Source organism: Enemella evansiae, from assembly GCF_002250705.1.
Lineage (GTDB): Bacteria > Actinomycetota > Actinomycetes > Propionibacteriales > Propionibacteriaceae > Enemella > Enemella evansiae.
The window spans coordinates 1-12,892 of sequence record NZ_NMVP01000028.1 but is presented as its reverse complement, the minus strand read 5'-3'; the positions used below and the strand labels follow the sequence as shown (position 1 = coordinate 12,892).

Genomic DNA, 12,892 nt, shown 5'->3' with positions numbered 1-12,892 from the left:
GCCGCCGTCGGCGCGGGGACGACCTGCTGGGTGCCGGTACGCGCGGTGGGCGCGGTGGCGGTCGGGGCGCTCGGGGTGGCGGTGGGCGACGCGGTCGCGGACGGGGTCGCCGTCGGTGTGGGGGTGGGTGTCGGGGCGGCCCACGCGGGGGCGACCTGCAGTCCGAGCACGGCCACCAGGCCGACGACAGCGGCGCCGAGCCGCGCGAATCCGGTCACAGTTCCTCCAAGAGATCCCCGGGACAATCCGGCCGATTATGACATTCTGAGAGCACTCTGAGGAAATCTGAGGAAAAACTCACACCGGCCTCGCGCGCCGGGTTTGCCGTCAGCGCACCAGGGTGCCGACCGTGCGCAGCAGCGGATCGCGCAGCGGCCCACCGCCCAGGCTGAGCCGGCGCATCGCGGCGGCCAGCCGCCGGATCCGCTGCGTCGGCCGCCGGCGTACCCGGTCGTAGCGGGCGAGCGCCTCGGCGGGCGGTGCAGACCCGAGCGCCTCCGCCAGCACCGCGGCATCCACCAGCGATTCGCAGGCGCCGCGGCCGAGATTGGGCGACATGGCGTGCGCCGCGTCGCCGATCAGCACCGTCCGACCGTGGACGAAGCTGGGCAGGGACGGCGCCTCGACGATCCGGTTGACCAGCGTCTGCCCCGGCGTGGCGGCGCCCAGCACCGCGCGGACCGGCGCCGGGAAGTCGGCGAAGGCGGCGCGCGCCCGGTCCAGCGCCTCCGCCGGCCCGGCCCGGAACTCGGGCAGGGTGGCGAACCAGTTGGTGAGCCCGTCGGGATGCGGGGTGCTGCCGAAATGCGCACCCCGGCCCCAGTACTCCCCCGGCTCCACCGGGAACGGAACCAGGCCGCGCAGCGCGACGATGCCGGTCGAGGTGGCGCCGCGGCCGAAGATCCGTTCCCGGGTGATGCTGTACGCCCCATCGGCCCCGATCACCAACTCGGCCTCGCTCGTGCCGGGGTCGGCGACCCGGGTGCCGACCCGCTCGACGTGTGGCCCGACCGCCTGATCGAGCCAGTCGAGGAGCTGCACCCGGGTGACCAGCCACACCTCGGGCACCCGGGTGGAGTGCACCAGCCGCCGACCGGCGGCATTCCAGATGCTGCCCGCGGTGGGGCGTACGCCGGCGGCGCGGACCCGCTCGGCGAGACCGAGCGCCGCCAGCGAGGGCATCGCGAAGGGCCAGATGCCGAAACAGGTGCCGACCTCGCGGGCGTCCCGGCCGGCGTCGAGCACCCGGATCCGGAAGCGATGCGGGTCGAGCCGGGCGGCCAGTGCGAGCCCCGCGACACCGCCGCCGATGATGTCGATGGTCGTGACCATGGGCGCATTACTACAGATGTAGTGCCCTAGGCTCGGGGCCATGTCCGATCGTCGTCAACAGATCGCCGAGGCCGCGCTGCGGGTGGTCGCCGGCGGCGGACTGCGTGCGCTCACCCATCGGGCGGTGGATGCCGAGGCGGGTGTCCCGGTGGGCAGCGCGTCCAACTGTTTCCGCACCAGGGAGGCCCTGGTCACCGCCGTCGCCGACCGGCTGGCCGAGCTGGACCGCGCCGAGGCCGATCGGCTGACCGCAGCTCCGCCGCAGACCCTCGAACAGGTGGCGGAGCTGATCGCCTCCTTCGCCCGTTGGCAGACCAGCGGTGCCGCCGCCGAGGCGACCCGGGCCCGGTTGGAGCTGGCGACGCACCTGGATCTGAGCCGGCAGCACCAGCGGCTGCTGGACGATTTCACCGCGGTGCTCGCCGGTGTCGGGGTCGCCGATCCGCCGGCGGCCGCCCGCCGGGCCGCGGACTATCTGGATGGGGTGGTGCTGCACGCGGTGACCATTCCCGACCGCACCGTCGACCAGGCCGAGGTGCGCGCTGCGGCGTACGCCCTGCTGAGCATGTGAGCGCCGCGATGAGCCCGCGCTTCGACCTGGACCGGATCGGTTCCGGCCTGCCGGTGGCGGCCGCTCTGCCGAGGCTGCGGGACTCCCTGGCCGAGCACCGGGTCGCGGTGGTCCAGGCGCCACCCGGTACCGGCAAGACCACCCTGGTGCCGCCGGCGCTGGCCGAGCTCGGGACCGGGGGTCGGATGGTCGTCACCCAACCGCGGCGGGTGGCGGCCCGGGCAGCGGCGCGGCGGCTGGCGTCGCTGGCAGGGGTACGCCTGGGCGAGGAGGTCGGCTTCACCGTCCGTGGGGAGCGCCGCCGCTCGGCGCGGACCCGGGTCGAGTTCTGCACCACCGGGGTGCTGCTGCGCCGGTTGCTCACCGATCCCGAACTGCCCGGCATCGACGCGGTGGTGCTGGACGAGGTGCACGAGCGGCAACTCGAATCCGATCTGGCGCTCGGCATGCTGCGGGAGCTGCTGGAACTGCGGGAGGACCTGTCGGTGGTCGCGATGTCGGCCACCCTGGCGGCCGATCGGTTCGCCGCAATCCTCGGCAGCGTTGAGAATCCGGCGCCGGTGGTGTCGGTTCCCGACGTGCTGTTCCCGCTCGAGGTCGGTTGGCGACCGGCGCCGGCCGGGGTGCGCACGCTGGACGCCCGCGGCGTCACCCGGGAGTTCTGCGGTCACGTCGCCGACACCGCGGCGGCGGCCCTCGCTGAGCACCAGGGCGATGTGCTGGTGTTCGTCCCGGGCGCCTGGGAGGTGGATCAGGTCTGCGCCGCACTGCGCGGCCGGTTGGGTCCGGCGATCCCGGTGCTGCCGCTGCATGGCCGGTTGTCGGCGCGGGAGCAGGACGCCGCACTCACCCCGGGTGCACAGCGGCGGGTGGTGGTCGCCACCGCGGTCGCGGAGACCTCGTTGACCGTGCCCGGGGTGCGGATCGTCGTCGATTCCGGGTTGTCGCGGCAGCCGCGTCACGACGCCACCCGGGAGCTGACCGGGCTGGTGACCGTCTCGGTGTCCCGGGCGACGGCGATCCAGCGAGCGGGCCGGGCGGCGCGGCTCGGCCCCGGTCTGGTGCTGCGCTGCTGGCCGGAGGATGCCTGGGCGCGGGCCGCGGAGTCCGATCCGCCGGAGATCGCGACCGCCGACCTCACCGGTGCGATGCTGGATCTGGCCTGTTGGGGTACGCCGCGGGGTGCGGGTCTGGCGTTGCCGGATCCGCCGCCGGAGGTGGCCGCCGATCGCGCCGAGGAGGCCCTGCGTGGGCTGGGTGCGATCGACGACGCCGGTGCCGCGACCGATCTCGGCCGGCGGTTGGTGCGGTTGCCGGTTGACCCGCGGTTGGGCCGGGCACTGCTGGACGGCGCACCGCGGCTCGGCGTGCGGCGCTGCGCCGAGGTGGTGGCGATGCTGGCCGCCGACGACGGCGGCCGGGAGACCGATCTGACCGCGCGCTGGCGGGCGCTGCGTCGCGGCACGGCACCGGGGGCGAAGGCGTGGGCCGATCAGGCGCAGCGACTGGCCGAGCTGGTGCCGACGGGCGATGGCCGGGATTCCCAGCAGGAAAGGGTTTCCGAGGATCAGGCGGTGGGCTGGGTGGTGGCGCTGGCCTTCCCGCAGCGACTGGCCCGCGCCCGCGGGGGCGCTGGGGCGTACCTGCTGGCCTCGGGGACCGGCGCCGAGCTGCCGAAGGGTTCCCCGCTGCGGGGGCAGCCCTGGCTGGCGGTCGCCGAGCTGGGGCGTACCGAGACCGGCGCGGTGTTCCGTGCCGCCGTACCGGTCGATGAACCGCTCGCGCTGGCGGCCGGCGCCGAGCTGCGGCGGGAGGCCGATGAGGTGAGCTGGGCAGAGGGCCGACTGGCCGGGCGCCGGGTACGCCGACTCGGGGCCATCGAGCTGTCCGCGACACCGGTCCGCCCGGATCCGGCCCGGGGCCGCACTGCCGTCGCCGAAGCCCTGCGCCGCAAGGGATTGTCGCTGTTGCCGTGGCCCACCGCGGCGGTGACGTTGCGCAACCGGTTGGCCCTGCTGCACCGGGTGTTCGGCGACTGGCCGGCGACGGACGACGCGGCACTGCTGGAGCGACTCGCGGACTGGCTCGGGCCGGAGCTGGATACACTGGCCGCAGGCGGCCGGTTGTCGGCGGTGGACACGGCCGGTGCGCTGCGGCGCCTGCTCGACTGGCGGCAGGCCGCGGAACTGGACCGGTTGGCGCCGACCACCATCGAGGTGCCGTCCGGGTCACGGATCCGGCTCGGCTATCCCGACCACGACGACCCGGAGCCGACGGTGCGGGTCGCGGTGAAACTGCAGGAGACCTTCGGCCTGGCCGACACCCCGCGGATCGCCGACGGCCGGGTACCGCTGGTGTTCGAGCTGCTCTCCCCCGCCGGCCGCCCGCTCGCGATCACCGCGGACCTGGCGAACTTCTGGAACGAGGTCTATCCGCAGGTCCGTGCCGAGAACCGCGGCCGCTACAGCAAGCACCCGTGGCCGGAGGACCCGTGGTCCGCCCCACCCCGCCGCGGTACGACCCGTTCGGGACGATGACCACGCTCATCGAAGCAGATCAGCAGCAACACCCTGTGGTTCGGCGGCATCGGGGTACTGGGCTTCAACCTCGGCGCACTCTCCGCGACAGACCCTACCCTCGTCGGCAGCTATCTGCGCCGTGCACTCGCCCTGGTCGCTTCCGGTGAGGTCACGGTGCACATCGCTGAGCAGGTCCCGATCCAGGATGCGCCGCGTGTGCTGGCCGCACTGCGCGCCGGTACCACGGTCGGGAAGGCGGTGCTCATCCACCAGCTGCCGTGAGTGGGCACCGCAGCGGCAGCGGCAGCGGTCCAGGCCACGGGCGTCGAGGTGCCCGCCGGGACGATCCCCGCCGGAGAAGAACCGGAGCGCGCCGCCCTACGAGCGGCCCGAGAGGAAATCGGACTCGAGACTCGCGGTGGCCTGCGGAATCTGCGGCTCGATCGCGGAATCGGCCGATCTGGGCCCCGATCGGGAATCGAGCCGCAGATTTCGGTGCGCTGCTCGCGGGTCGCGGCATCATCTCGAGACGCTCGGCATTGCTCCGCTGCGCTCCGCATGCCGAGCTACTCGATGAGCGTCCGGGCTGTTTTGACCGGATTCCCTATTCCAGCAGGGATTCCAGCTCTTCGGCGGTGAGCTTCGGCGCGGCCTCGTCGCCGCTGCCGAGCAGGCCGGCGGCGAGTTCGGTCTTGCGCGCGCCGAGGGCGACGACCTTCTCCTCGATGGTGTCGGCGGAGACCAGCCGATAGACCAGCACCGATCGTCGCTGCCCGATCCGGTGCGCGCGGTCGATCGCCTGCTGCTCGGCGGCGGGATTCCACCACGGGTCGAGCACGAACACGTAATCGGCCTCGGTGAGTGTCAGCCCGACCCCACCGGCCTTCAGGCTGATCAGGAACACCGGCTGGTCGCCGTCGCGGAACTCCTGCACCACTCGCTGCCGGTCCCGGGTGGTGCCGTCGAGATAGCAGCAGGCGATCCCTGCCTCGGTGAGCGCCTCCCGGACCCGGGCGAGATAGCTGGTGAACTGGCTGAACACCAGCGCCCGATGCCCCTCACCGGCCAGCTCGGTGACCAGCTCGACCAGGGTCTCGGTCTTCGCCGAGTGCGGCGTCCGCTTCCCGCCCGCCTCGTCCGCGGTGGCACCGATTCCCTCGTCGATCGCGAGCTGCCGCAACCGGGTCAGCCCGGCCAGGATCTCGATCCGGTTGGCGTCCGGATCGGCGAGCAGGCCCAGCATCCGTTGCCGTTCCCGGGCGAGCTGCCGGTCATAGCGGCGCCGATGCCCGGGCGCCAGCGGCACCGACAGCACCTGGACGTGCTTCTCCGGCAGGTCGGCGGCGACCAGTTCCTTGGTCCGACGCAGCAGCAGCGGCCGGATCCGGTTCCGCAACCGTTCCATCAGCTCGGGCTGCCGCCCGGACTCGATCGGTCGGCGTACCTCGGCGTTGAAATCCTCCAGCTTCGGATAGAGCCCGGGCGCGACCAGCGCCAGCTGTGCCCACAGGTCGACCAGCGAGTTCTCCACCGGCGTACCGGTGACCGCCATCGTCACCTCCCGCCGCAGCCGGCGCACCGCCTGATGGGTGCGGGCGCGCGGATTCTTCACCGCCTGGGCCTCGTCGAGCACCAGCACCGACCAGTCGTGGGCGGCGTACGCCTGGTCGTCGAGTCGCAGCAGGGTGTAGGAGGTGACGACCAGATCGGCCTCGGCGGTCAGCGCGGCCAGCTCGGCGCCGCTGGCCTTCAGCGTCCGATCGATCACCACCACCCGCAGGCCGGGGGTGAAGCGGGCGGCCTCACCGGCCCAGGTGCCGAGCACCGAGGTGGGCGCGACCACCAGGGCGGGTGGCTCGTCGGTGCGCTGCTGGCGGCGCTGCAGCAACGCGGCCAGGGTCTGCAGGGTCTTGCCGAGGCCCATGTCGTCGGCGAGCAGGCCACCGAGCCCGGCGCTCCACAGCCGGTGCAGCCACTGGTAGCCGACCAGCTGATAGGGCCGCAGCTCGGCCAGCAACCCCACCGGTGGCGGCACCTCCGCGGAATCGGCGGTGACGAGTGCGCCGACGGTACGCCGCCAGCGCTCGGCCTGTTCGACGATCACCCCGACATCGGCCAGTTCCCGCCACAGCGCCACATCGTCGCGGCTGATCCGCAGCTCGTCGCGCCGATCGGTGAGCAGGTTGGCCTCCTCCAGCAGCTCGGCGAGCCGCGCCAGTTCGGGGCTGTCCAGGCGGACGAACCGGCCCGAGGGGCTGACCAGCAGTTCCTGGTGGGCACGGAGCGCGCGGATCACCTCGACCAGCGGCACCCGCTCACCATCCAGCAGCAACCGGCCGCCGAGGTCGAACCAGTCCCGCTCGTCGCTGTCGGTGACCTGCCACTCGACGCGGGCCTCGGTGGCCTCGGCATAGTCCAGCACCTCACCGGTGTGCAGCAGCTCGACCCGCTCGTCGGCGGTCAACCGCGGTTCCACCGTCGAGCGGAAGAGTGCGGCCCGGGCGGCGTCCAGGCGGGCGGATCCGGAGCCGAGCAGCTCGGCCAGCTCCGGCAGCTCAACGACCAGCGCCGCCCGCAGCTCCTGCTCGACCACCGGGGAGCGGCGCGGGCCACCGCGCTCGACGAGCAGGCCGACCTCGCGCTCGCCGGTGGCGTCGGCGTACACCCAACTCCAGGCCAGCTCGATCCCGCCGGTGCCGAACCCGCGGATGGTGCCGCGCAGCCGCAGCGTCTCCCCCTCGGGCAGTGCGGCCACATGGTCCGCGCCGGTGACCGGGGCGCGTTCGCGGAGCCGGGGCAGATAGTCGGTGACGAAATCGCTCACCTCCTCGGGCGGGATCCGCACCTGTGCCAGTTGGGTCAGCGGACGCAGCCCCGGGTCGGGGTCACACGGTCGCAGCACCAGCTCCGCACCGGTGTCGACCAGCGCGGCGGTCGGCGGATTTCCCAACAGCTGAACCGATTCCAGCGGTGTCCCATCGAGCGCCTGGACGCCGAGCACCACCTGGTCATCGTCGTCGCGGGCCAGCCGGGCGCCGAGCGGCAGCTCGGCGAAATCCACGCCCACCCCGCGGCTCTCCCCACCGCCCTGCAGATACTGTGCATGGGGCACGAACTCGCAGCCGGCGTCGCGGACCTGACCCAGCAGCCGCCAGGCCCCGGGCCCCAGATCGCCGAAGTCCAGCACCCCGCCGCTGTGGTAATAGGGCCGGTGCAGGTGGGCGAGTTCGCGCAGCGCCCGCAGCTGATCGGGACGGTACTGCTGGTCCGCACCCGGTGCATTCACCGTCGACCACTGCAGGTTCTTCGCCCAGCGATCGCCCTTCTTCACCCGGCGGGTGGGCAGGAACTGCACCGCCCAGTCCCGACCGTAACGCAGCGCCGAGACCTGCAGCGCGAGCGGACCCTGCCCGGGTTCACCACGGGACTCGGCCGGGATCGCCAGCAACTGGTCGAGCTGCCGCCGCCACCGGGGGCTGCTCGGCCGGGCGCGGAGCCAGAGCAGCACGGTCAGCACGTGCTTGCAGTCGAAACCCATCGGGCAGCTGCAGTTGCCGCGGAACACATCCGGGGTGCCGACCGGGGTGAGCAGCACGTCGTAACGCCGGGTCCCGGTGACCTCGGCGAGCACCACCGACGCCTGGCTGGGCACCTGCACCGACCGGACCCGGCCACCGTTCAGATAGGCGCGGGCGCGGTTCAGCGTCAGCTCCCCGAACCGGCGCAGCAGCTCCGCGTCGGTGGGCGCGTCCCACCAGCCGCGGGCCGGTATCGGCGCATGGCCGAGCGCCTGCTGATCCCACTCCACGCCTCGAATCTAGGCGCCCGCACCGACAGGCACGAGCCGCCGGGGAGGTTGTCCACAGGTTTCTAGGACTGATCTCCGTCCGTGCGGCCCTCGGTGGCGCGCTCGTGCAACCGTTCCCGCACCTGGTCGGGGGTGTACGCCCGGCGGGCGCGCTCGTCGCGGGCGACCAGGACGCCGCCGGCGGCGACCGAGACCAGCCCGGCGATGCCGAGGAACTTCCACACCGGCGCGATCCGCCGCCTCACCCGATCCCTGGATGCCGCCTTCATGGTCACTCAGGGTAGTGGCCCGGTCTCCGGCACACTGGGTCGCATGCCGCTCAGCCTGACCGAAGCCCTGGAGGCCAGTCGCACCGGTGACCTGTGGATCTTCCGCGGCACCAGCCGCGCCGATCGCGCGATCCGGGCGGTGACTAATGCCCCGGTCAACCACGTCGGAATGGCTGTGGTGCTTGAGGATCTGCCCCCGCTGATGTGGCATGCCGAGCTGGGCCGGTCACTGCCCGATGTCTGGACCGGCGGTCATCATCCGGGGGTGCAGCTGCACGATCTGGGTGATGCGGTGCACCGCTGGCGGGATCGCTACCACCAACGGGCGTGGCTGCGGCAGCTGAGTCCGGAGGTCGGCCGCGAGGCCGAGGATTCCTTGCTGCGCACGATTGCCCGGCTCGACGGGGTCAGCTTCCCCTCCACCGGCCGCCTGGCCTGGCGCTGGTTGTCCGGCCGGTTCGCCGACTGGCGGCTGCCCGGTGGCGGCGCGCCGACACCGACCGCGGCGTTCTGCGCCGAGGTGGTGGCGGTGACCTATCAGGAGATGGGCATCCTGCCGACCGACCGGCCGTCCAACTGGTACGACCCCGGCAGCTTCTGGAGCGGTGACGTGCTGGAACTCAATCCCGGCTGGCGGCTCGGCGAGGAGATCGCCGTCGACTGATCCCGCTTGCCGTCGGCGCCAGGGGGTCACGCCGGGACGCGTCCTGCAAGCCGGCGACCACCCGGTGCACCTGCGGGGCGTCCTCGACCGCCTTGCGCACCCGCAGGGTGAGCTGCCGGGTCGGGGTCGGATTGACCAGGTCGCGGGCGACCACCCCGGGAACCAGGTCGAGGGTGCACAACCGGGGCACGATCGTCACCCCGACGCCGGCCCGGACGAAGGCGATGGCCGGCAGATGGTCGTCGGCGCGGACGGCGTACTCGGCGACGAAACCGGCCGCCGCGCAGGCCTGGTCGACGCGCAGTTGGCAGCTCGACTCCGCGCTGTCGGAGGCGATCCAGGTCTCCCCGCGCAGGGCGGAGAGTTCGACCTGGTCCTGCTCGGCCAGCGGATGACCCACCGGGAGGATCACCTGATAGGGCTCCTCCATCAGGTCGTGATCCCGGAATCCCAACCGGGCTGGGAATTCCGGATTCTTCACGAACACCTCGATGTCCATCCGGTCGCTCTCGCTGCCTTCGGGAACCTCCCGCACGAAGAGCCCCAGCCGCAGCCCGGGGAAGTCGCGGACCACCTCGGCGATGATGCCGGGCATCCACGCCATCCCCACCGAGGAGATATAGGCGACCGACAGTGATCCGGTACGCCCCACGCGCAGGTCCGCGACCCGGGACTCGACCTCGTCGAGGCTGCCCAGCACGCCCTCGGCGGCCTCGGCCAGCTCCAGGCCCGCCGCGGTCGGTTCGACCCCGCGGCCGACCCGTTCCAGCAGCGTCAGCCCGGTCTCGCGCTGCAGGGTGGTCACCTGCTGACTGACCGCCGACGGGGTGTAACCCAGGTTGGTCGCGGCGGCCTGGATGGAGCCCGCAGCGACGACCGCACGGAACACCCGGAGCCGGTTCACATCGATCATGGGATCAGTACAGCATCCCTTAAGTGTGGTTCACAAGAGTTCGCTTGTGCTGATGTGTCGCGGGACCGATGATGGAACTGCCGGCACCACCAGACAGTTCCATCGATCCCTTCCAGCACAGGAGAAATCGCCATGACCGCACAACTGATCGGCCTGGGCGTGCTGGCGCTGACCATCGGCCTGGTCGTCGCCGCCCTCGAACTCAACCACCGCCTGCCACGACCGCCCGCGGCGCACCGCGGTGACGCGGACACCCGCCGCCTGCTCACCGACCTGGGCCACGCCCGCGACCGCGAGTGGCAGCGCCGGCCAGATCCCTTTCCGGCCCAGCGGCGGCACCGCGACGAACTCGCCCAGCTCGAGCTGCAGTCGCTGCATCAGTGAGCCTCACTGCGATCCATCGAACCTGACGTGCATCCCTCCAACCCTGTAGCAGTGGGGAATTGCACCCAGGGTTCGATGGATCGCAGCCGGGCGCCTAGTAGAGGTACGCGTCGGCGCGGACGCTCTTGCGAGTGCCGTAGCCGCCCGGGGTCGCCCAGTTGTACTCCTCCACGCTGGCGGTGCCGTCCGGGTTCACCGCGGTGACGATGGCGGTGTGGCCGTAGCCGGAGCTGGTGCTGGAGGCCGCCCACCAGGCGATGGCGCCGACCTTCGGCGTACTGCTCACCGTGCGGCCCCGCTCGACCCAGCCCTGGCGCCAGCCGCGGGCGTTGCCGTCGCCGCTGCGCGGGGCGATCTCGCTCCACACCATGCCGCGCTTCCAGGCGGCGAAGTCGGTGCAGTTGCGGTAGGCGAAGCCCCGCTCGGAGTAGACCGAACCGTTCTTGCACCACAGCCCGCCACAGGGGTAGGCGTTGGCATCGGGATAGCTGCCCGGTACCAGCGGGATGCCACCCCCGGTGCCGCCACCGGCCCCGGGCTGGGTGACCTGACCGGTGGCCTGGTCGAAGACCAGCTCACCACCCTGGAACTTCTGGGTGATCTTGCCGCCGCTGGGTGCGGATTCGGCACTGGTCGGATAGCCGAGCGTGCCGGTCTCCCAGCCGAGTTCCCCATATTTGTTGAAGATCGCGCCGCGTACCGGGTTCGGTCCCGAGCCCGGCGACCAGTAGATGATGCCGCGCTCGTAACGCTGCGCGCAGCCGCCGTTCTTCAGCCCGCAGAACTCGAACTCGATCGGGTAGCCGAGCGGCCCCTTCTCCCAGCCCTGGCCCTCGAAGGCGGTGCGGATCGCACCCCAGACCGGGTAGGTGCCGGTGCCCGGGCTGAAGTACTCGTAACCGGTCTCGAAGCGCTGGCCGCAGCCGTTGCCGACCAGCCCGCAGAACTCACCCGAGGTCGGGTAGCCGAGCTTGCTCTTCTCATAACCCACGGCGGCGTAGTTGCCGAGGATCGCACCCCAGATCGGCTGGGCGCCGCCGGCCGGGGAGTAGTAGACCATGCCGCCGGCGAAGCGCTGGGCGCAACCGCCGTCGCGCAGCCCGCAGAACTCACCCTCGGTCGGGTAGCCGAGCTTGCTGCGCTCGAAGCCGACCGAGCCGTACGCCCCCTGGATCGCCCCGCGGACCGGCTGCGCGCCGGTCGCGGCGGTGTAGTACATCATCCCGTTGGCGAACCGCTGGCCGACGCCGCCGGAGACCAGGCCGCCGAACTCGGGGCTGCTCGGGTAGCCCATCGCACCGGTCTCGTAACCCATCGCGGCGTACCGCTCCAGGATCGAACCGCGGACCGGATTGGGGCCGGTGGCCGCCGACCAGAGGATCAGGCCGTCGGTGAAGCGCTGGCCACAGCCGCCGTCACGCAGGCCGCAGAACTCGTCCGAGGTCGGATAGCCGAGCGGACCGGCCTCGAACTTCTGCGGGGCGTACGCCTCCAGCATGCCGCCCCAGACGGTGTGCGCGCCGGTGCCCGGGGACCACAGCACCAGGCCACCGGTGAAGCGCTGGCCACAGCCGCCGTCGCGCAGCCCGCAGAACTCACCCGAGGTCGGGTATCCCAGCCGGCCCTTCTCGTAACCGCCGGCGGCGTACTTGTCCAGGATCGAGCCGCGCACGTGGTAGGCGCCGACGCCCGGAGCGTAGTAGGCCAGGCCACCGGTGAAGCGCTGCACGCAACCGCCGTCACGCAGGCTGCAGTCCTCGTTCGAGGTCGGGTAGCCCAACGGGCCCCGCTCGTAGCCCTGGCGCGCATAGTCGGTGCCGATGGCGCCCTTCACGGTGAAGGTGCCCGACTTGGAGCTGTAGACCAGGCCGCCGGTGAAGGACTGCACACAGCCGCCGTCGCGCAGGCTGCAGTCCTCGGGTGCGGTCGGGTAACCGAGGGCGCCGGACTCCCAGCCCTGGCCGGCGTAGTGGTTCAGGATCGAGCCCCAGACGTTCACCGCGGGGGTGCGGGGGCTCCAGTAGATGTTGCCGCCGGTGTAGCGCTGCACGCAGCCGTTGTCGCGCAGGCCGCAGATCTCATCGGAGCGGGGGTAGCCCAGCGCACCGGTCTCCCAGCCCAGCTTGCCCCAGCGCTCGGCGATGGAGCCGCGGACCGACCAGGCGCCGCTGGGCATCGACCAGTAGATCGACCCGCCGGTGAAGACCTGGTAGCAGCCGCCGTCACGCAGGCCGCAGATCTCGGCGGTCAGCGGGCCGCCGAGGAAGCTGTTCATCCCGCCCAGGCTGTTCCACTTGTCGCCGATGGCTCCGCCGACGGTGGGCGCCGGGCCGGCCGCGCGCGGGTCCGCCGGGCCCTCGGCGAGCTGCGGGCCGGCGAGCTGGGGGGTGGCGCCCGGCGTGGCGGTCGGACTCGGGGTCGGGGGTACGCCC

Annotated in this window: 12 protein-coding genes; 6 read left to right on the top strand and 6 right to left on the bottom strand. The window is 72.4% G+C overall.

Annotation, left to right across the window (positions count from 1 at the left end):
• On the bottom strand, window positions 1-218 hold a 218-nt coding region (locus BI335_RS22070), incomplete at its 3' end, for a hypothetical protein (protein ID WP_229119589.1).
• A gap of 109 nt (window positions 219-327) precedes the next feature.
• Entirely contained in the window at window positions 328-1,332 is a 1,005-nt protein-coding gene (locus BI335_RS13975) for an FAD-dependent monooxygenase (protein ID WP_172421911.1), read from the bottom strand.
• Between the two features lie 40 nt (window positions 1,333-1,372).
• Between BI335_RS13975 and BI335_RS13970 the strand changes: the two genes are divergently transcribed.
• Genes BI335_RS13970 through BI335_RS22480 form a run of 4 tightly spaced genes read left to right on the top strand, consistent with a single transcriptional unit; the run spans window position 1,373 to window position 5,061 of the window.
• On the top strand, window positions 1,373-1,903 hold the full coding sequence (locus BI335_RS13970; RefSeq protein WP_094427082.1) for a TetR/AcrR family transcriptional regulator: 531 nt from the start codon (window positions 1,373-1,375) through the stop codon (window positions 1,901-1,903).
• Between the two features lie 8 nt (window positions 1,904-1,911).
• On the top strand, window positions 1,912-4,440 hold the full coding sequence (hrpB, locus tag BI335_RS13965) for an ATP-dependent helicase HrpB (RefSeq protein WP_094431622.1): 2,529 nt from the start codon (window positions 1,912-1,914) through the stop codon (window positions 4,438-4,440).
• Window positions 4,441-4,458: 18 nt separating this feature from the next.
• Complete coding sequence (locus BI335_RS22400; protein ID WP_324252836.1) at window positions 4,459-4,704, top strand: zinc-binding dehydrogenase; 246 nt, start codon at window positions 4,459-4,461, stop codon at window positions 4,702-4,704.
• A complete protein-coding gene (locus tag BI335_RS22480) occupies window positions 4,705-5,061 on the top strand; it encodes an NUDIX domain-containing protein (protein WP_144009127.1) in 357 nt (118 codons plus the stop codon). It abuts the gene before it with no gap.
• Here BI335_RS22480 and BI335_RS13955 read toward each other — a convergent pair.
• Window positions 5,027-8,230, bottom strand: a complete 3,204-nt coding sequence (locus BI335_RS13955; RefSeq protein WP_094431614.1) for a DEAD/DEAH box helicase — start codon at window positions 8,228-8,230, stop codon at window positions 5,027-5,029. The two genes, BI335_RS22480 and BI335_RS13955, sit on opposite strands and share 35 nt — an antisense overlap.
• A 62-nt stretch (window positions 8,231-8,292) precedes the next feature.
• Entirely contained in the window at window positions 8,293-8,499 is a 207-nt protein-coding gene (locus BI335_RS13950) for a hypothetical protein (protein ID WP_144009126.1), read from the bottom strand.
• A gap of 43 nt (window positions 8,500-8,542) precedes the next feature.
• Here BI335_RS13950 and BI335_RS13945 point away from each other — a divergent pair, with 43 nt between their 5' ends.
• Entirely contained in the window at window positions 8,543-9,163 is a 621-nt protein-coding gene (locus BI335_RS13945) for a hypothetical protein (protein ID WP_094401816.1), read from the top strand.
• Here the strand turns inward: BI335_RS13945 and BI335_RS13940 are convergent.
• The gene (locus BI335_RS13940) at window positions 9,120-10,076 is read right to left on the bottom strand and encodes a LysR family transcriptional regulator (RefSeq protein WP_094431611.1); all 957 of its coding nucleotides are present in this window, start codon (window positions 10,074-10,076) and stop codon (window positions 9,120-9,122) included. The two genes, BI335_RS13945 and BI335_RS13940, sit on opposite strands and share 44 nt — an antisense overlap.
• 132 nt (window positions 10,077-10,208) lie before the next feature.
• On the opposite strand from BI335_RS13940, the gene BI335_RS13935 reads away from it, so the two are divergent.
• A complete protein-coding gene (locus tag BI335_RS13935; protein WP_094431608.1) occupies window positions 10,209-10,460 on the top strand; it encodes a hypothetical protein in 252 nt (83 codons plus the stop codon).
• A gap of 94 nt (window positions 10,461-10,554) precedes the next feature.
• Here the strand turns inward: BI335_RS13935 and BI335_RS13930 are convergent.
• On the bottom strand, window positions 10,555-12,892 hold a 2,338-nt coding region (locus BI335_RS13930), incomplete at its 5' end, for a CHAP domain-containing protein (RefSeq protein WP_094431606.1).